This window comes from Rhodanobacter caeni (genome assembly GCF_039523575.1).
Classification (GTDB): Bacteria; Pseudomonadota; Gammaproteobacteria; order Xanthomonadales; family Rhodanobacteraceae; genus Rhodanobacter; species Rhodanobacter caeni.
In genome coordinates this window covers 635,311-654,703 of sequence record NZ_BAAAFO010000003.1, presented here as the reverse complement: position 1 = coordinate 654,703, position 19,393 = coordinate 635,311, and the positions used below count along the sequence as shown (strand labels likewise).

The window sequence follows — 19,393 nt, the reverse complement described above, 5'->3', positions numbered from 1 at the left end:
TCAAAACCGCACGTTTGCCGTCAGCATCGCCGAGCGCGGTGTGCCCGGCGTGTAGCGGTAACCGCTCTTGTTGATGGCCGACACATAGGTCTTGTCGAACAGATTGTAGACGTTCAACTGCAGGTCGAAATGCGCGTTGACCGCGTAGGTGGCCATCGCGTCGAAGACCGTATACGACTTGGTGTAGTCGGGCGTGCCCACGGCGCCGTCGGTGCCGCGCTTCAACTGGCCCGCGTACCGCGCGCCGCCGGCGAGGGAGAGGCCGAACGGAAACTGGTAGGTGGTCCAGGCGGTGAACGCGTACTTCGGGGTGTAGGCCAGGTCGTCGGAGCCGTCCTGCGAAACCACCGTGCCCTTGAGCACCCGGGTGTCCATGCTGGTGAAGCCGGTGCTGACCGACCAGCGCTCGGACAGCTTGCCCACCGCGGTGAGTTCCACGCCGCTGACGCGCTTCCTCGCCGTCTGGTAGTACAGGCCGTCGTCGCCCTGGGCGATGTCGTTGCTGATGTCCGTCCGGTAGACGGCCGCGCTGACGAGCAGGTTTTCGCCCAGCAGATCCCATTTGGTGCCGAGCTCGGCGGTGCGTGCCTTCTGCGGATCGAACGCGGGGTTGTCGGCGCTGTTGGCCGACGAGCTCAGCTGCAATTGCGCGCCGCCGGGCGGCTGGGCGGAGACCGCGTAGTCGGCGTAGATGCTGCCGTTGGCGACCGGCTTGTAGACCACGCCCAGCTTCCAGTTGAGCAGGTTGTCTGAAACGGTGGCATTGACGCCGGGCACCGCGGTGCCCTGGGCCAGCGTGCCGCAATCCGGTCCGCGACGACCGCCGCAGGGCACGCGGCTGGTGAATGCGGTCTTGTAGTGGTCCAGGCGCACGCCGCCGGTGAGCAGCCACTGCGCGCCGAACTTCAGCGTGTCGAACGCGTACGCCGCCTCGGTGGTGGTCTTGCCGTCGCTGTCGGCGTCGTTGCGGCCCCAGGCCAGGCCGGTGGCGTGCGGCGTGGGGTGATAGATGTTGGCCGGCGTCCAGGCGCTGCCGTTGCGCACGGCCATGCCGATGGTCGCCAGCTTCTCGCGGGTCAGTTCGATGCCGGTGCTGAGCGCGTGTTCCACCGCGCCGGTGTGGAACGACGCGGTGAGGTTGGTCTGGTTGGTGAGGATGGTGTTGGTGTGGTCCTTGAACGTGGGGTTGCTGCGCGCCACGGTCCAGCTGGACGGGTCGGCCGGGTCGGGCGTGACCAGGTTGGCGGCGCTGTACATGAACGAGGTCAGCAGGTAGTCCTGCTGCGTGCGGCCCCAGCGGGTGGTGTTGTGCAGCGTGGCGCCATTGGCGAACTGGTGCTCGATGCGCAGCGTGGCCATGTCGGCCTTGACGTGGTCGTGGTCGGCGTCGGTGCCGTAGAAGTTGGTCGGATCGACGCGCGGGGCATCGCTCAACCACGGTCGGGCGTCCGGGTCGGGGCTGCTGTAGCCGGGCAGGCCGATCGTCGCCACGCCGCCGTCGGGCACGTTGTCCTGCCTCACGTGCAGCAGGTTGAGGTACACGCGGGTGGGCGTGCCCAGGCCGAAGGCCAGCGACGGTGCGATGCCCCAGCGGTTGTTCTGCAGATGGTCGCGGCCGCTGACGCCGCCCTCCTGGCCCAGCACGTTGAGGCGGAAACCGGCGTGCTCGCCGAGTACCTGGTTCCAGTCGGCGGTGACGCGCTTGCGGTTGGCGTCGCCGTAGGAGACCGCGCCGGAAATCGCGTTCACCAGGAATGGCTGCTTGCTCACCATGTTGATCGCGCCGCCAGCCGAGGTGCGGCCGTTGTCGGTGCCGGCAGGGCCCTTCTCCACTTCGATCTGCTCGATGTTGAACACGTCGCGCGAGACCGAACCCAGGTCGCGCACGCCATCGACGAAGATGCTGCTGGAGGCGTCGAAGCCGCGCATGTAGACCGCGTCACCGGTGGAGGTGTTGCCGTTTTCGCCCGCGTAGAACGTGCCCACGCCGGGGCTGTTGCGCAGCGCCTCGGTCAGCGTGGTGGCGCCCTGGTCGGCGATCAGGTCGCTGGAGATCACGGCGATGGTCTGCGGTGTGTCCAGCAGCGGCTGGGTGAACTTGGGCGAGGAGACCATGTCGGCGCGGTAATCGGCGCCGCGCGTGGCCTGCACCTTGACGCCAGGCAGCGTGCGCGCGTCCGCCAACTGCGCGACCGGGGAGGCGTCCGCCGCCAGCGCGGACTGCGCCAGCGCCAGGCCGGTGAGCAGCGTGGCGGTGGTGGTGCCGGCCAGCGACATGCGTCGCGCTCCCGCGGAAAGGTCGTGCTTGCGGCTCTTGATGAAGGACATGCGTGGGTTCCTTTGCCATCTGCGATGGGCCGCTGCCGGCGCCGGGCGAACGGCGGAACGGCGCAGCCGTCGGCATCGTGCCGAGGCGTGCTTTTGCGGGAGGGTGGAGCGCTGGCAACCCGTGGACCGGGGCGATGCGCGACCGCACGCATGGTAAAGGAATGAGAATGATTTGCAATAGCGTTGTAGCCGGCTGGCGCCTCGCCACAACGAAAGAGGCCCCGCATCCGCATGCGGGGCCTCCTGGTTTCGCTGTCGCGTGTCGGCGCGAACGCCTTACCAGATCTTCACCTGGGCGTCGGCCGGGCGCACCATCGCGTCGCCGCTCTTGCACTGGAACGCCTTGGCAAACGCCGGCATGTTGGACGGCGCGGCGCTGGCGCGCAGGGCCATCGGTGCATGCGGGTCGGTGTTGAGGCGCACGATCGAGGTCTTCTCGCGCATGCTGCCGCGCCACACGCGTGCCCAGTTGAGGAAGAAGCGCTGGTCCTGGGTGTAGCCGTCGATCTTCTTGTTCGCCTCGTCCGGGTGGTTCTTCAGCGCCGTCTGCAGCGCGTCGTAGGCCACGCTGAGGCCGCCCAGGTCGGCGATGTTCTCGCCCAGGGTCAGCTTGCCGTTGACGTGCAGGTCGGGCTTGTCCTTGATCGGCGCGTAGGCGTTGAACTGGTCCACCAGCTTGGTGCTGCGCGCGTCAAATTGAGCCTGGTCCTGCTTGGTCCACCAGTTGTGGCGGTTGCCGAAGCCATCGAACTGGCTGCCCTGGTCATCGAAGCCGTGGCTGGCCTCGTGGCCGATCACCGCGCCGATGCCGCCGTAGTTGATCGCGTCATCGGCCTTGGCATCGAAGAACGGCGGCTGCAGGATCGCGGCCGGGAAGTTGATCGTGTTGGTGCTGGGGTCGTAGTACGCATTGACCGTCTGTGGCGTCATGTACCACTCGCCGCGGTCGGTGGGCTTGCCGATGTGGGCGATGTCATAGTCGTAGTTGAACTTGGCCGCCGCCTGCAGGTTGGCGTAGTAGTTGTCCGGGACGAGCTTCAGGCCCGACCAGTCGCGCCACTTGTCCGGGTAGCCGATCTTGGGCAGGAACTGCTCCCACTTCTCGATCGCCTTGGCCTTGGTGTCGGCGCTCATCCAGTCCAGGTTCTCGATGCGCGTCTTCAGCGCGTTGCGCACGTTGGTGACCAGCTCCTCGGCGCGCTGCTTCGCTTCCGGGGTGAACTCCCGGGCCACGTACAGCTGGCCAAGGGCCTGGCCCATGGCGCCGTTGACCGCGTTCAGCACCTGCTTCCAGCGCTCCTGCTGCTGCGGCTGGCCGGCCAGGGTCTTGCCGTAGAAGTCGAACCGGTTGTCGCGGAAATCCTTCGACAGCGCGTTGGCGGCATCGTCGATGGTGTGGAAGCGCAGGTAGGCCTGCCACTGCGAGGCCGGCGCGTTGGCCAGCAGCTTGTCGAACTCGGCGAAGAACTTCGGCTGCGACAGCGAGAAGCCCTTGTCGATGGTGACACCCTGGGTGTCGAAGAATTTCTCCCAGCTGAAATGCGGGGTGATCTTGTCCGCTTCCTTCACGCTGACGAAGTGGTACTGGTTGTCCAGGTCGCGCATTTCGGTGGGTGCCAGCGAGGCGGCGGCCAGCGAGGTTTCCAGCTTCATCACCTGGTCGGCCTGCGCTTTCGCGTCGGCAGCCGGCACCCCGGTCAGCTCCAGCGACTTGGCGATGTAGGCCACGTAGGCGTCGCGGATGTCCTTGAACTGGGGCTTGGTGTAGTAGTCCTTGGTGGGCAGGCCCAGGCCGCCTTGCATCGCGTAGCCGATCTGCAGCTTGGCGTCCTCGAAATCCGCGCCGGAAGTGAAGACGAACACCTGGCCATTGCCCTGGGCGTAGCTCTTGTCGATGAAGTCGACGATGTCGGACGTGTTCTTCAGGCCGGCGATCGCGTCGAGGCGGGGCTTGATCGGGTCGAAGCCGGCCTTGTCGATGGTGGCCTCGTCCATGCCGGACTGGTACAGGTAGCCGATCTTCTGCTCGATCGAACCGGCCTTGGCGGAAGCCGCGTGCTTGCCCGCGGCCTCGACGATTTCATGTTGCGTGTTGAGGCTGTCCTCGGCCAGCTTGTTGAACGCGCCCCAGCTGGTGTGGTCGGCGGGGATCGGGTTGGCGGCAACCCACTTGTCGTTGACGAAGCCGTTGAAGTCCTGGCAGGCGTTGATGTTCGGGTCGAGCTCGCTGACGTCGAAGATGCCGCCCGACGCGGCCGGCGCCGCGGCGACGGTGGCCGCCGGGGCCGCGCTGGCGCTGGGGGCAGGCGTGCCGGATTCGGCCGGCTCCTGCTTGCCGCAGGCGGTCAGCGACAAGGCCAGGCTGACGGCCAGCGCCAGGGGTTTCAGATACGGCTTGGTCATGGATTTCCCTCGTGATGATGGTCCGCGAGCGCGGCGTTTGGATGGCGGGCGTGGCAGGTGGTGGATCGTACACAGGCCGCGAGAATGACGAGCCAAGCTAGGTCAATCGTCATGGTGGGCACAGTGTCAAAGGTCAGGGGTGCGGGGCCTCAGGGGCGGGTGCTGGGCACCGTTGCGCCATGCGCCGACAACGACCGCCATTGTGCGGCGTCCAGACGCAGCACCGGATAGGCGCCGACGCCTTGCGCGGCGTACCAGGGCGAGCGTTCGAAGAAGAAGGCCAGCCGCGCGTGGCTGTTGCCGGCGAAGGCCGGGTCGTCGTGCAGCCTGCGCTGGAATTCGGCCTTCAGCGCCGGATCTTTCGCCAGCATCTCGCGCGCCAGCTTTTCCACCACGCGCGGTTCGCCGTATTCCTTGGCCTCGAAGATGGCATCGAGATAACCCCAGCGCAGCAGCGAGTCCGGTGCCTGCGGTTCCAGCAGGTTGATCGCCACGTTGGCGGCGCGCTGGTCCATCGGCACGATCGCGGAACCGGCGGGCAGGTGCACCTGGCGCGGCAGCGCGCGCAGGCGGAAATCGCGCAGCATCAGGAGGCCTTCGAATGGCTTGTCGGCCCAGCGTGGTTCGTCCAGCTGGTAGCCCTCGGCGTGGATCGTCAGAGGCTGCGTGGTGCGCAGGTAGCCGATGCCGTGCGCGTCCAGCCGCTCGATGATCGCCGTCCACTGCGCGGGCACCACGTAGGCGGCCGGCGGCGCGATGGACAGGTCCGGCAGCAGGCGGTTCCAGTTGTCGATGGTGTAGGTCTTTGGCTGGCTGGAGTCGTAGCGTATCCACGCGCTGTTGGAGATGTCGCTGTGGCTGCGCGTGAACGCGTAGCCCTTCAGCGTGAACCTGGTGGGTTGGGGATCGAGCTTGAAGGTCAGCGCCACGCTGGCCTTGGCATCGTGGGCGCGGGCGATGGTGTCGGCATCCGCTTTCGCGGTGGCCGCGAGCAGGGCAGCGGGATGCGCGCCGATCTGTTCCAGCATCAACTCCACGATATCGTAGGTGGCGCGCACGCGGTTCGCGTACGGCTTCAGCATGTGCGTTTCGACCAGCAGCGCGGGCCGGTTTTGCAGCGCCGCGTAGCCGGTGGAAAAGCGCGGGCCGGAGCCGAAGTTTTCCAGGCCCTTGAGCGGATCGCGGCCGTCCTTGAACTCCAGGTAGCTGGAGGCGAGGTGGCCGCGTTTTTCGTACGCAGGCATCGCGCGGGCGATGGCGTCGTGCTGCCAAGCGCTCACGGCGGGATCGAGCTTGTGCGGATCCTCGGTGTACCAGGTGAGGTCGTACTGGTAGTCGGCGCCGTCGGTGGTGTGCACGTCGATCAGGAAATCGGGCAGCCACGCCTGCCACAGCTTCAGCCACGCGCGCATCTCCGGCGCGTCGGCCTTGACGTAGTCGCGGTTGAGGTTGAGGTACTGCGACTGGCCGCGAAAGCCCATCGACGCGGGGCCGTTCTGGTTGATGCGATGGTAGGGGCTGGTGTTCTCGTGGCCGTCCACGCTGAACACCGGGATGTACACCAGCACCAGGTCATCGAGCAGATGCGGATATTTGCCCGTGACCGCGATATCGCGCAGCAGCATCAGCCCCGCATCCTTGCCTTCGATCTCGCCGGGGTGGATCCCGGCCTGCACCAGCACCACCGGTTTGTGCGCGGTGCGCGCGGCCGCCGGATCGAACGTGCCGTCGCCGCTGGCGATCACCACCGTCATCGGCCGGCCTTCGGGCGTGGTGCCGAAGGTTTCCAGATGGATCACGCCCGGCGCCGCCTTCTGCAACCGTTGCAGATACGCCAGCGTGTCGGCGTAGCTGGGCGTGGTGCGGAACTGCGCCGCTTCCGCCGGCGTGGTCCAGTCGGTGGCGTGGGCGGCCAGTGTCGCAAGGGCAAGCAGGGGAATCAGCAGCCATCGATACATGGAAATTCCCGTGCCGTTATTTGGTGGGCAGGCGCGGCGCCGGCAGCGTATCGGGCGCCACCGCGCCGCCGGAAATGATGAAAGCCATGGCCTGGTCCATGGTCCAGTCGGTGGGTGTCAGCTCGGCCAGCGGCACCACTTCCAGATAGCCGCCGGTGGGGTTGGGCGTGGTGGGGATGAACACCGCCGCCATCTCGCGGCCGCTGCCTTCCTCGATCATCACCCGGGTGACGAAGCCGACGACTTTCATGCCGCGCCGGGGAAACTCCACCAGCACCACGCGCTGCACGCCGGAGGGCTTGTTCTGCAGCACGGCCATCAATTTCTTGGTGCCGCCGTAGATCGTCTGCACCACCGGGATGCGCGCCAGCAGATTGTCGAACGCCGCGATCACGCGTTGCCCGATCACGCGGTTGGCCAGCGCACCCAGCAGGTACAACGCGCCCAGCGTGATTAGCAGCGCCACCGCGGAGGTGAACCATCCGCTGCCCAGCACCGCCGCCGTGCGCGGCGCCACCAGCGCCAGCGCACCCAGCAGCGCGGCCACCATCGGCGCGCCGATATCCGCCAGCACGCCCAGCACAAACTTGAATACCAGCCACGTCACCCACAATGGGATGAAGGTGAGCAGGCCGGTCAGCAGGTAGCGTTTCAGGCGCAATGGCGGCATGGCGGTGATCGGCGCGGAAAGCGGCCATTGTAGTGGACGCTGCCGGCGGTGACCGTCGCCACGCCGCGGCGGTGACCCTTGCTCATCAAACGCAAACATGGGCCCGGTCAGGATGTGCGTTCCCCACGCGCCTGTCCGCGCTTCGACCCCACAAGGAAATCCCATGACCGCTTTCCACAGCCGCCCGAGCGACGCCGAGGTATTGTTCCAGCCGATCCAGGTCGGCGATCTTTCGCTGCCCAACCGCGTGGTGATGGCGCCGCTGACCCGCAACCGCGCCAGCGCCGGCAACGTGCCCACCGAGCTCAACGCCACCTATTACGCGCAGCGCGCCAGTGCCGGCCTGATCATTGCCGAGGCCACCCAGATCAGCCCCGAAGGGCAGGGCTACATCGCCACGCCAGGCATCCATTCGCCCGAGCAGATCGCCGGCTGGAAGAAGGTCACCGACGCGGTGCACGCCAAGGGCGGGCGCATCGCACTGCAGTTGTGGCACGTGGGCCGCATCTCGCACGTGTCGCTGCAACCGGACGGCCAGGCGCCGGTGGCGCCTTCGGCCATCCGCGCCGACGCCAAGACCTTCATCGCCGACGGTTTCGTGGATGTCTCCACGCCGCGCGCGCTGGCGCTGGATGAAATCCCCCGCATCATCGATACCTACCGCCAGGCCGCCGCCAACGCGCGCGAGGCCGGTTTCGATGCGGTCGAGGTGCACGGCGCCAACGGCTACCTGATCGACCAGTTCCTGCGCGACCGGAGCAACCATCGCACCGACGCCTACGGCGGCAGCATCGAGAACCGCACGCGCCTCTTGTTCGAGGTGTGCGAAGCGGTGGCGCGCGAGGTCGGCCCCGGCCGCACCGGCGTGCGCCTGTCGCCGCTGACCCCGGCCGGCGACATTGCCGACAGCGATCCGCAGGCGCTGTTCAACCGCGCCGTCGAGCGGCTGGCCACGCTGGACCTGGCCTACATCCACGTGATCGAAGGCGAAACCGGCGGCAACCGCCATCCGCAACCGTTCGACTACGCCGCCATGCGCAAGCCGTTCCGCGGCGCCTGGATCGTCAACAACGGCTACGACCGCGCCATGGCGATTGACGCGGTGGCCAGCGGCAAGGCCGACCTGGTGGCGTTCGGCGTGCCCTTCCTGGCCAACCCCGACCTGCCACGCCGGCTGCGCGAAAACGCGCCGCTCAATGCGCCCGATCAGATGACGTTTTATGGCGGCGGTGCGCAGGGGTATACCGATTACCCGGCGATGGATTGATCGGGTGTGGCGTAGGCGCGACAGCCATGTAGGAGCGACTTCAGTCGCGATGCTCTTGCTTTGGGGCTCAAAGCAGAAGCATGGCAGCTGAAGCCGCTCCCACAGGTGAAGTGTCAATGCGCGATCGACGCCGCCTGCGGTTCGCGCACCCGCAAGGTGAAAAGCCCGGCGACCAGCAGGCTGCCTCCGCCCAGCGCCAGTGCCCACACCGGCTGGCCGTGGAAGAACAGCTTCAGCAGAACGCCCAGCACGCTGGCAGCCAGCAGCTGCGGTATCACGATGAAGAAATTGAAGATCCCCATGTACACGCCCATCTTCGCCGCGGGCAGGCTGTCGGACAGCAGCACGTAGGGCAACGACAGGATCGACGCCCACGCAAAGCCCACGCCCACCATCGACAGCAGCAGCCATTGCGGGTCGCGGATGAACAGGAACGAGAGCAGCCCCGCGCCACCCAGCCACACGTTCACCAGGTGACTCACGCGCAGGCCCCAGCGGCGCACCATCAGCGGGATCACCAGCGCGGCCAGCGCCGCGAAACCGTTGTAGGCGGCAAACAGCACGCCCACCCAGTTGGCGCCCTCGTTGTAGGCCACCGAGTGCGGATCGGTGCTGCCGAAATGCACCTGCGCCACCGCGGGCGTGGTGTAGATCCACAACGCGAACAACGCGAACCACGAAAAGAACTGCACCCACGCCAGCCGCCGCATCGCGTCGGGCATGGTGTACAGGTCGGCCATCACCTGGGTCAGCATGCCCTCGCGGCGGCGCGCGCGGCCCAGCCACAGCGAGGCTAGGCCGTACGCGGCCACGCCGCCGGTGAGCAGGTACAGCTCCTTCTCCAGCGAGAAGATCGCCACCAGCACGATGCCCGCCACACCGGCCGCCAGCCACGCCAGGCCGCTGCGCCACGCCGCGTGCGTGTCCACATCGACCGTCTCGTCGGCATGGCTGTCCGCAAACGCCTGCAACTGCTCCGGCGGGTATTCGCGCGAGGTGATCACTGTCCACAGCACCGCGCCGAACAGCACCGCGCCGCCGGCATAGAAGGCGAACTTCACCGTATCGGGAATCACGCCCTCGGCCGCCACGTTGTCCACGCCCGCGCGGGCCAGCAGCCAGGGCAGGGCCGAGGCGATCACCGAGCCCACGCCGATGAAGAAGCTCTGGATGGCGAAACCCAGCGGGCGCTGGCGCGGCGGCAGCTGGTCGCCCACGAAGGCGCGGAACGGCTCCATCGAGACGTTGATCGACGCATCCATGATCCACAGCAGGCCCGCGGCCACCCACAGCGCGGGCGAGTTGGGCATCGCCAGCAGCGCCGCCGTGGTGAGCACTGCGCCCACCAGGAAATACGGCCGGCGCCGCCCGAGGCGGTTCCACGTGCGGTCGGACAAATGGCCCACGATGGGCTGCACCAGCAGGCCGGTCAGTGGCGCGGCGATCCACATCACCGGGATGCTTTCGATGCTGGCGCCCAGGGTCTGGAAGATGCGGCTGGCGTTGGCGTTCTGCAGCGCCAGGCCGAACTGGATGCCGAGAAAGCCGAAGCACATGTTCCAGATCTGCCAGAACGACAGCTCGGGTTTGCGGTTCATGGCGTGGTTCCCGCAGCCAGCGGCGCGATCAGAAGCTCGCCGACGCGCGCGTCGTTCAAGGGCCCGTCGATGCCTCCCTGGCCGCCGGTGTAGTGGGCGAAGTTGCGCAGGAAGCTCATGTTGAACCCCTCGCGGATCGAGAAGCGGCATCGCGCGCCCGCGGGCGCATCGAAGGTGACATCGGTGGATGGCTGCATGCCGATACTGTGCGGCATCACCACGGGCATTGTCTGCATCGGCGCGCCCTCGCACTCGACCGCCAGGTTCTTCACTGCGGCGGTGATGCCGGTATTGATCGGGCCGTGATCGTTGGCGTAGACCAGGGTGGCCCGGAAGCGGCCACCGACCGGCGCCGTCCACGTGCGCGGCCAGGTGCCGGAAACGTGTTGCAGCGGGCCCACGCAGGTGGCGGGGCTGGGCAGGGATTCGAGCCCGTCGGCTGCGAGCGTGGTGAGGCTGAAACATTGCCGTGTCGGCTGCATGGGCACTTGGCGGTAGCCCCGCCCATCCGTCATCCCGGCGGAAGCCGGGATCCAGTGACTTGGCTCCTGCCGCGGTGAAGCCACTGGATTGGTCAGTCCTTCGGACGGTTGAAAAGCGCTTCTGCTTTCGCAGGAGTGACGGCATGGGGCGCTGTCCTGCAGCTTCCCGTTCAGATAAAGCCGGGCGTTGGCCGGTCCGCTCACGCGCCAGCTGTCGCCGTCGCGGCTGACCGTCGGCGCTGCCGGCGTGGCTGGCGCAAACAGCGGCGCGTCCGATCGCAAGGGCGCGGCGTTCGCGTGGATCGCCTTCAGCATCACTACCGTGTCGCTACCATGGCGTTCGACGCTGCCAGCCACCAGCAGGTTGCCGTCCACCGTGGCCGGTCGCCGCAGGGTGATGCGACGATCGCGCAGTTGCAGGCTTACGCGGTCCTGGTCGCCGAACAGCATCGGCAGCAGGGAGGCCGGCAGCTTCGGTTCGACGCGGCCATCGGCGCCCAGGCCGAACACGCCCTCGATCACCATGTCCAGGTAGCCGCCCACCGACCACAGCTGGCGCGGCGAGTTGACCACCGGGCCGCTGAGCGCGCCGTCCTCCACGTGCACGCGCTGGCTCAGCAGTTCGAAGTTCTCCATGTTGGAGCCGCTGAGCGCGGCGCCGCTAAGCAACGAGCGCAGCTCGTGCGCGATGCGTTCGGAGTCGTTCACCATGCGCGCGGCGCGCAAGGCGTAGGCGCTCACGAACGGCCAGATGGCGCGGTTGTGGTAGATCGGCTGGTCGGCACGCTCGGGCCAGATCACCGGGCTGCCGGCCGGATACGCGGGGTAGTTGGCGAGCGCCCGGCGGGCGCGTTCGCCATCGGCCACGCCGCTGGTGATCGCCAGCGCGGTGCCCAGCAGGTCGTAGGCCTCGATCGGCATGCCGTCGCCGCCGATGTAGCTCATGTACAGGCCGCGGTCGCTGCGCCAGAAGCGCTCGTTGATGGCAGCCTTCAATGCGCGCGCCTTGGCGCGGTAATCGGCCGCCTTCGGATCATGGCGGCGTTCGGCCATCTGGACGGCCAATTGCAAGGCCTCGTAATACAGCACGTTGGTCGACAGCGCATGGGACTGCGCGATGAAGCGCACGTCATTGGCGGTCCAGCCCGGATAGCTCTGCTCGCGCCAGTCGAGGAAGGATGTCTCGCCGCGATACAGGCCCATCGCCGCGTCGAAGACGTAGTGGCCGTCCTGCGCCAGCGTGTCGGCAAGCGCGCGGTACACGGTGTCGGCAAACGCCGGATCGCCCAGCAGGTGCCGCGCCGCCAGGAACCACACCACGCGGTCGGTGCTGATCGGCCAGCTGCCGCCCGAGCCGGTGTCCTGCATCGGGTACAGGCCGGTGGGTGCGGAAGGTTCGCGCACGTCGGACAGCTTGAACAGCAGCGAGGCTTTCGCCCGTGCCGGGTCGATCCGCCACAGGCCCAGGTCGACCGCGTAGGACAGGTCGCGCGTCCACACGTAATGCCACTTCTCGCCGGTCTCGAAACATGGGCAGGGCATCGACTGGCCATGATCGAACGCATCGTCGCGGATCGCCGCCACCGAGTCCTTGTGCAGGTCGTCCAGCGCCATCGCGAACAGGCCGTCGAACAAGGGGCTGGCGGTATGGGTGGCGAGCGGTTGGGTCGGGATGTGGCGATCGCCATCGGGCGCGTGCAATACGAAGCCGTCGGCGGCGATGCTCATGCTGGCGCGACGTTGCTGCCATTCGATGCTGTCGGCGGCGGGCGCCACGGCACCCGATAGCGCCATGGCCAAGGCGGTGGCCAACACCATCATTGCAACACCGCGGTGCTGTAGGGCGGCAGGTGCAGCACGCCATCATGCAGCGCCACGCCGGGCTTGCTCTGCAACAGCACGCGGCGAGCCTTGTCCGGCGTAATCGTCTGCGGCTTGCCGGAAAGATTGTGCAGCACCAGCACGTGGCTGCTGGCGTCGTCGAGACGGTAGGCGACGAGCCGCGGGTTGTTCGTGGTGTGCGGGGTGAGCTCGCCATCGCGCAGCGCGCTGACCTGGCTGCGCCAGTGGATCAGCGCGGTGTAGAAATTCAGCAGGGAATCCGGGTCGCCACGCTGCGCCTCTACCGACGTGGCGGGGTCGTCATGACCGGCCCGCCAGGTGGTTTCGCCTGGCGCGTTCGTGGCGCGGTTCCAGCGCATCGGCGTGCGGATGTCCGGGTCGGGCTTTTGCCCACGCATGCCGATCTCCTCGCCGTAGTAGATGAACGGCTCGCCGGGCAGGGTGAGCAGCATCGCGGCGGCCATGCGCATGTGATCGGCGTTGCCGTCGAGCTGGCTCATCACGCGGTTCTGGTCGTGGTTGGAAAGAAAGGGCGCATCGACGCCCGAGCGGCCGGTGGTGGCGCGGTAGGTGGTGTCGATATGACCGAGCAGTCGATCAAGCCCGTCGTTGCGTTCCTGCCGTGCACTGGCGATCAGCTTTTCCGCCAGCGGAAAATCGAACACGGCGCTGAGCGGCTTGAAGTACGGCGCCAGCTTTTCCGCCGACGGCTGGGTTACCTCGCCCACGATATAGGCCTGCGGATTGACCGCATTCATGCCGGCGCGAAACTGTTCCAGCCACGCGATGTTTTTCGCCAGCACCTGCGGGTTGTCGGTGTCGGCCTTGAAGTCGAGATAGACGTGCTGCACGGCATCCACGCGGAAACCGTCCACGCCCTTCTCCAGCCAGTAGCGACCGATGCGGATCATCTCCTGGCGCACGGCGGGGTTGTCGAAATCGAGGTCGGGCATGGCGCCGGTGAACACGCCCAGGTAGTGCCTGCCGTGCAGCCGGTGCCACGCTGGCGTGCCGGTAGCGCTGATCGCCTTGAGGTCGGTGTGCGGGTTCGACCACTGGTACCAGTCGTGATACGGGCTCTTGGGGTCCAGCGCGGCACGGAACCACGGGTGCTGGTCGCTGGAGTGGTTCATCACCAGATCCATGATGATCTTGATGCCGCGCTTGTGCGCCTCCGCCAGCAGTTTCTCGAAGTCCTGCATGCTGCCGTATTGCGGGTTGATGCCGTAGTAGTCGGTGATGTCGTAGCCGTGGTTGCTGGGCGAGGGGTTGATCGGCATCAGCCAGATGCCGCTGACGCCCAGCGACTTCAGGTAATCGAGTTTGGCGGTGACGCCATTGAGATCGCCGATGCCGTCGCCGTCGGTGTCGACCCAGCTGCGTACGAAAATCTCGTACCAGACGTCCGACGTTGCCGCGCTGGTTGCGGGCGTGTGGTTTGCCGGCGCGGGCGTTGCCGCGGCAATGGCGCTCGCAAAGCCGAGTGCGAGCGCGGCAAATAGCGTGGTGGTGCAGCTGCGTATGGACTGTCGCCAGGACATGGACGCTCCCCGTGGATTGCGCGTGGGCGGCGCCTGCGCATGATGCGCGTTGCCGCCGGCCGAAAAAAAGCCCGGATCCAGCGTGCGACCGGTCCGGGCTGAAGAGGAAGAATGCCGGGCGCCGCGGTGGCGGCGCCCGGTCGCGATCGCTCAAAGCGCGTAGGTGAAGCCCACGTAGTACTGGCGGCCGAACCACTGCAGCGTGCCGGTGAGGTCGTCGCGGCCGAAGTAGGTGCGGGTCGGCTGATCGGTGAGGTTGCTGACCTGGAACAGCAGGCTCAGGCCCTTCAGGCTTCCGGACTGGAACGCGTAGGAGGCCTGGTAATCGACCACGGTCTCCGGCGCGTAGTACACCGTCTGGCTGTCTTCGGACATCTGGTTGGAGACGAAGCGGTCGCGATAGCGCGCGGAGAGGCGCGTGTCGAAGCCCTTGTAGCCGTAGAACAGCGTGCCGTTGATCACCCGCGGCGACAGGCCGGGCAGGCCGATCTGCTGCGGCGTGCCGCCCAGCGTGGAGGTTTCCGTCACCTTGCTCTGCGAGTAGGCAAAGCTGCCGGTGAAGCCCAGGCCTGACCAGGCACCGGGCAGCGACTTGAACACCTTGGAGTAGTCCAGCTCGATGCCGCGGACATAGCCGCCCTTGTCGTTGTTCACCGCGGTCTGGTACTGGCCGTTCTCGTACGGCTGGCCGGTGGAGGGGTTGATCGGCACCTTGATGCCGGCCGCCGCGAAATCGAACGGATCGATGGTGCGATCCTCGATGAACGAATCGATCTTCTTGTAGAACAGCGCCGCCACGATGGCGCCGCCGTTGTCGTCCATGTAGTGCTCGAACGACAGGTCATACGCCTTGGCGTAGAACGGGTCCAGGAACGGGCTGGTATTGCCCCACATGTTGTATTTGTTGCCGTCGATCCACGAACCGCCACCGGCCATCAGCTTGTTGAGCGGCGGGCGCGACATCACCTTGGCCGCGGCGAAGCGCAGCTGGTTGGCGTCGTCGAAGTGGTAGTTGAGGTTCAGCGACGGCAGGTAGTCGGTGTACTTCTTGCCACGGCGCACCATCAGGTAGTTGGTGCTGACGACGCCCAGTCCGTCGGTGAGCGGCGGTGCGCTGCCGTCGCCGATGTTCTGCAGGCCCTCGCTGTACTGCTCGCTGCGCACCATGCGCACGCCGAAGTTGCCGGTGAGGTTGTGGTCGCCGATCATCGTGTCCACGTCGGCCATCACGTAGGCGGCCAGCACGTTCTCGCTGACGGTGGCGCTCTGGATCTGGGTCCAGTCGTTGGCCCATTGCCGGGTCGGCGCGGGCGTGATGCCGTTCTCTTCCAGCACGGCCAGGCTGTTGACCGACAGGAAGCAGGGGAAGCCGGAGAGGTTGCCCTTGAAGCAGGCCACGTGCGAGTTGCCGTCGTTCAACGCCAGCGGCACCTGGCCGTTCTGGTACTGGCCGAAGTCGTTGCCGTATTCCCAGATGGCACGGTCCGCCTGATAGCGACGCTGCGAATAGCGTGCGCCGGCCTGGATCGCGGAAATGACCGAGTTGTTGAACAGGTCGTACTGGACGTCGAGCTTGGCCGCCTTGGTGGTGTCCTCGTAGATGTACGGATAGACGCCGACCTTGGCCAGCGCCATCTGGCTGCGATCGGTGAGGTCGCGGTTGAAGCTGACGTCGGGGATGTTGAGGTTCTTCAGCTGGTACGTGGCCGAGAGGTCGCTGGCCACGGTCGGGTTGGCCGTGCCCAGGCCGTTGAACGGCAGCGTCCACGAGACGGCATTGGTCATGTCGCTCTTGGCGCGCGACATGCCCACGTCGCCGGTGACGGTCCACGAGCCCGTCGTCCACTTCGCGTTCAAGCCGCCGGACAGCACGCTGGTGACGGTGCTGTCGTCGTCGTTGGTGGTCTGGATGGTGTAGTACGGATTGGACGGATCGCTGGTGACGGTAGCGCCGGTGACCTGGCCATCCGGCTGGATGTTGGGGTCGGTGATGGTGCCGTTGGACAGCGTTTTCACGCGGAAGCCGCGGCCGAAACTGGCGCTGTCGAAATGCGAGTAGAAGCCGTCCGCCTTCAGCGTGAACGAGTCGCTGGGCTGCCACACCGCCACGGCCATGAAGCCGTTGCGGCGTGCCGAGCCGCCGTTCTGCTGCATCTCGAAGCCTTCGCTGGTGTACTCGTTGACGCCGTCGCCGTTGACGTCCTTGGTGCCGTTGTAGGCCAGGCCATTGAACTGGTCGGCCACGTGCGGCTGGTACATCTGTGCCACGCCCAGGCCGAGGCCGAGCGTGTCGTTGAGGAACTTGCCCTGGAACGAGGCGCTGGCGCGATAGCCGCGCGGGTTGGCGCCGTCGGTTTCGTTGCCGCGGTCGTTGTAGCTGCCGCGCAGGTTGAACACCGCCGAGTACTGCTTGGAGTTCTCCAGCGGGTTGGCCGTCTGCATCTCCACCGTGCCAGCCACGCCGCCTTCGATCAACGACGCCTTGGGCGACTTGTACACCGTCGCCTGGCTGATCATCTCCGACGGGTACTGGTCGAACTGGATCACGCGGCTGCCGCTGGTGGCGCCCTGCTCGCGGCCGTTCAAGGTGGTTTCCACGAACCCGCCGGACATGCCGCGGATATTGATGGCGCTGGCCTCGCCGTTGATGCGCTCGGCCGAGATGCCGGGCAGGCGGGTCAGTGCGTCGGAGATGGAGACGTCGGGCAGGCCGCCGATATCCGCGGCCGTCACCACGTCCACCACCGTGTCGGCGTAGCGCTTCACGTCGATCGACGTCTCGATGCTGCGGCTGAAGCCGGTCACCGTGATCGTGCTCAGGTTCTTGACGTGCTCGGCTTCCTTCGCCTGCGCCTTTGCCTTGGCGGTGGATACGTCGCTGGACGCGGCCGTCTGCGCGGCCTGGTCGCTGCCGTCGTTCGCCTGCGGCGCGGCATGGCTGGCCGATGCCGCGCAAAAGCCGACGGATGCCAATGCCAAGGCAAGTACGTTTCGCTTGAATACCATGGTGTGCCCCCTCCCCAGTTTCTGTGATGTATGCGCGTGTGGATCACGGATCGACGATTGACTTGCGCATGCCCGCGAGGCGGTGCGTGCGGTGCGTCGATGCGGGGCCATGGTAGGCGCGGAAACACGCTTGCAGCCGGGTCATGCATACGTATTCATTTTTGTGCTGCGCATCAATGATTGCGCTAACACTGTCTCGGTCCATGTGTTCTTCTCGCGCGAGATAGCCTTTTTTCTCGCGCTTTCATTGCATGACGCAGGAGTGCGGAGATAATCGTGTTGCGATGCGGCAAATGGTGCCAATGAATACGTATGCACCCGCGTATTGAGCATTGCCTGCTGCCATTAAGCTGCCCCCATGTCATGCCGTCGGGCCGATCCGGTTTTCGTCGGCGCCGCGACAACAAGAACAAGGGGACAGGCGGAATGAGCGAGGCAACCTGGTGGCGCGGAGCCGCCATCTACCAGATTTATCCACGCAGCTTCATGGACACCGATGGCGACGGCGTGGGCGATCTCCCCGGCATCATCCGCAAGCTCGATTACGTGGCCAGCCTGGGCGTCGAAGCGATCTGGATCGCGCCGTTCTTCCGTTCGCCGATGACCGATTTCGGCTACGACATCGCCGACCCGTGCGATGTCGATCCGCTGTTCGGCACGCTTGCCGACTTCGATGCCCTGCTGGCCAAGGCCCATGCGCTGGGGTTGAAGGTGATGATCGACCAGGTGCTCAGCCACACCTCGAACGAGCATGCCTGGTTCAAGGAAAGCCGCGAGAGCCGCGATAATCCCAAGGCGGACTGGTACGTGTGGGCGGACGCGAAGGACGACGGCAGCGCGCCCAACAACTGGCTGTCGCTGTTCGGCGGCTCGGCCTGGCGATGGGAGCCGCGCCGCGGGCAGTACTACCTGCACAATTTCCTGGCCTCGCAACCGGATCTCAACTTCCACAACCCGGACGTGCGCTCAGCGGTGCTCACCAATCTGCGTTTCTGGCTCGACAAGGGCGTGGACGGTTTCCGTCTGGACTCGATCAACTTCTGCTTCCACGACCGCGCGCTGCGCGACAACCCGCCCAAGCCGAAGGACAAGCGCGTGGGCCGCGGCTTCAGCCCCGACAACCCGTACGCCTTCCAGTACCACTACTTCAACAACACGCAGCCGGAAAACCTGCCGTTCCTGGGCGAGCTGCGTGCGCTTATGGACGGCTATACCGATGTTGCCGCGCTGGGCGAAATCTCCTCGGAGGATTCGCTGGCCACGATGGCCGAGTACACCCGTCCCGGCCGCCTGCACATGGGCTACAGCTTCGAACTGCTCACCGACGATTTCAGCGCAACCTACATCCGCGACACCGTGCAGGCGCTGGAAGCGCAGATGGAGCAGGGCTGGCCGTGCTGGGCCATCTCCAACCACGACGTGGAGCGGGTGATCACGCGTTGGGGCAGGGGCCACGCGTCGGCGTCGCTGGCGAACCTGTTCACGGCGGTGCTGTGTTCGCTGCGCGGATCGGTATGCATCTACCAGGGCGAGGAGCTTGGTCTCACGGAAGCGGACGTGCCTTACGAGGCGATGCGCGATCCCTACGGCATCGCGTTCTGGCCGCAGTTCAAGGGGCGTGACGGTTGCCGCACGCCGATGCCGTGGACCGACGAGGCCAACGGCGGCTTCAGCGTTGCCGCGCCGTGGCTGCCAGTGCCACAGGAGCATCGCGAACGGGCCGTGGCGCTGCAGGAGCGCGATCCGCACTCGGTACTCAACGGTTTTCGCAGCTTCCTGCGCTGGCGCAGGACGCAACCGGCGTTGTGCGTGGGGAATATCAGCTTCGTCGATGTGCCCGAACCGATATTGGCGTTCACGCGTCATGTCGAAGGCGAGACGGTGCTGGCGGTATTCAATCTCGGCGAGGCGGCGGTCGATGTGCAGTTGCCGGCCCTGGGGGCATTGCATGCTCTGGAAGGCCATGGGCTGCTGACCGGCTCGCTGCATGGCGACCGCCTGCAACTACCAGCGTACGGCGCCTGGTTTGCGCGCGTGGCGTGAACCCCTTCTATCGCCCAATCTGTAGGAGCGCACCCTGTGCGCGATGGCTCTTTGCGCGATGCCTTCGGCTCTTTGTAGGAGCGACTTAAGTCGCGACGCTTTTTGGTGTGGCCTCAGAGCAAGAGCTTTCGATCGCCTTCGGCGCTCGAGTTACTTTCTCTTGCGTGGTCAAGAGAAAGTAACCAAAGAGAAGGCCACCCCGCTTCCGCGCCTTGCGGACATCCTGCCCGCATGGTACGCGTGCGGGCTACGGGG

10 protein-coding genes are annotated in these 19,393 nt (G+C 66.4%); 2 read left to right on the top strand and 8 right to left on the bottom strand.

What is annotated here, in order from left to right; genetic code table 11:
* The 4 genes from ABD017_RS11580 to ABD017_RS11565 all read right to left on the bottom strand — a co-directional run bounded on the left by ABD017_RS11580 (nt 1) and on the right by ABD017_RS11565 (nt 7,359).
* Nucleotides 1-2,328, bottom strand: a complete 2,328-nt coding sequence (locus ABD017_RS11580) for a catecholate siderophore receptor Fiu (RefSeq protein ID WP_343882903.1) — start codon at nt 2,326-2,328, stop codon at nt 1-3.
* A gap of 276 nt (nt 2,329-2,604) precedes the next feature.
* A complete protein-coding gene (locus ABD017_RS11575; RefSeq protein WP_343882902.1) occupies nt 2,605-4,731 on the bottom strand; it encodes a M13 family metallopeptidase in 2,127 nt (708 codons plus the stop codon).
* A gap of 149 nt (nt 4,732-4,880) precedes the next feature.
* Complete coding sequence (locus tag ABD017_RS11570) at nt 4,881-6,689, bottom strand: M14 family metallopeptidase (RefSeq protein ID WP_343882901.1); 1,809 nt, start codon at nt 6,687-6,689, stop codon at nt 4,881-4,883.
* Nucleotides 6,690-6,705: 16 nt separating this feature from the next.
* A complete protein-coding gene (locus ABD017_RS11565; RefSeq protein ID WP_343882900.1) occupies nt 6,706-7,359 on the bottom strand; it encodes a DUF502 domain-containing protein in 654 nt (217 codons plus the stop codon).
* A 163-nt stretch (nt 7,360-7,522) separates the two neighbouring features.
* On the opposite strand from ABD017_RS11565, the gene ABD017_RS11560 reads away from it, so the two are divergent.
* Nucleotides 7,523-8,626, top strand: a complete 1,104-nt coding sequence (locus ABD017_RS11560; protein WP_343882899.1) for an alkene reductase — start codon at nt 7,523-7,525, stop codon at nt 8,624-8,626.
* Between the two features lie 113 nt (nt 8,627-8,739).
* On the opposite strand, the gene ABD017_RS11555 is transcribed toward ABD017_RS11560, so the two are convergent.
* The 4 genes from ABD017_RS11555 to ABD017_RS11540 all read right to left on the bottom strand — a co-directional run bounded on the left by ABD017_RS11555 (nt 8,740) and on the right by ABD017_RS11540 (nt 17,095).
* A complete protein-coding gene (locus ABD017_RS11555) occupies nt 8,740-10,224 on the bottom strand; it encodes an MFS transporter (RefSeq protein ID WP_343882898.1) in 1,485 nt (494 codons plus the stop codon).
* Complete coding sequence (locus ABD017_RS11550; RefSeq protein ID WP_425543735.1) at nt 10,221-12,524, bottom strand: alpha-L-rhamnosidase-related protein; 2,304 nt, start codon at nt 12,522-12,524, stop codon at nt 10,221-10,223. The genes ABD017_RS11555 and ABD017_RS11550 overlap by 4 nt, the downstream gene beginning before the upstream one ends.
* Entirely contained in the window at nt 12,524-14,089 is a 1,566-nt protein-coding gene (locus ABD017_RS11545) for an alpha-amylase family glycosyl hydrolase (RefSeq protein WP_343882897.1), read from the bottom strand. Before ABD017_RS11545 ends, ABD017_RS11550 begins: the two co-directional genes overlap by 1 nt.
* Nucleotides 14,090-14,239: 150 nt before the next feature.
* Entirely contained in the window at nt 14,240-17,095 is a 2,856-nt protein-coding gene (locus ABD017_RS11540; RefSeq protein WP_343882896.1) for a TonB-dependent receptor, read from the bottom strand.
* Nucleotides 17,096-17,521: 426 nt separating this feature from the next.
* Here ABD017_RS11540 and ABD017_RS11535 point away from each other — a divergent pair, with 426 nt between their 5' ends.
* On the top strand, nt 17,522-19,138 hold the full coding sequence (locus ABD017_RS11535) for an alpha-glucosidase family protein (protein WP_343882895.1): 1,617 nt from the start codon (nt 17,522-17,524) through the stop codon (nt 19,136-19,138).
* Nucleotides 19,139-19,393 lie beyond the last annotated feature (255 nt).

Coding starts and splice junctions, on each gene's coding strand:
- ABD017_RS11580 (WP_343882903.1), bottom strand. CDS start 2,328: ATGTCCTTCATCAAGAGCCGCAAGCACGACCTTTCCGCGGGAGCGCGA.
- ABD017_RS11575 (WP_343882902.1), bottom strand. CDS start 4,731: ATGACCAAGCCGTATCTGAAACCCCTGGCGCTGGCCGTCAGCCTGGCC.
- ABD017_RS11570 (WP_343882901.1), bottom strand. CDS start 6,689: ATGTATCGATGGCTGCTGATTCCCCTGCTTGCCCTTGCGACACTGGCC.
- ABD017_RS11565 (WP_343882900.1), bottom strand. CDS start 7,359: ATGCCGCCATTGCGCCTGAAACGCTACCTGCTGACCGGCCTGCTCACC.
- ABD017_RS11560 (WP_343882899.1), top strand. CDS start 7,523: ATGACCGCTTTCCACAGCCGCCCGAGCGACGCCGAGGTATTGTTCCAG.
- ABD017_RS11555 (WP_343882898.1), bottom strand. CDS start 10,224: ATGAACCGCAAACCCGAGCTGTCGTTCTGGCAGATCTGGAACATGTGC.
- ABD017_RS11550 (WP_425543735.1), bottom strand. CDS start 12,524: ATGGTGTTGGCCACCGCCTTGGCCATGGCGCTATCGGGTGCCGTGGCG.
- ABD017_RS11545 (WP_343882897.1), bottom strand. CDS start 14,089: ATGTCCTGGCGACAGTCCATACGCAGCTGCACCACCACGCTATTTGCC.
- ABD017_RS11540 (WP_343882896.1), bottom strand. CDS start 17,095: ATGGTATTCAAGCGAAACGTACTTGCCTTGGCATTGGCATCCGTCGGC.
- ABD017_RS11535 (WP_343882895.1), top strand. CDS start 17,522: ATGAGCGAGGCAACCTGGTGGCGCGGAGCCGCCATCTACCAGATTTAT.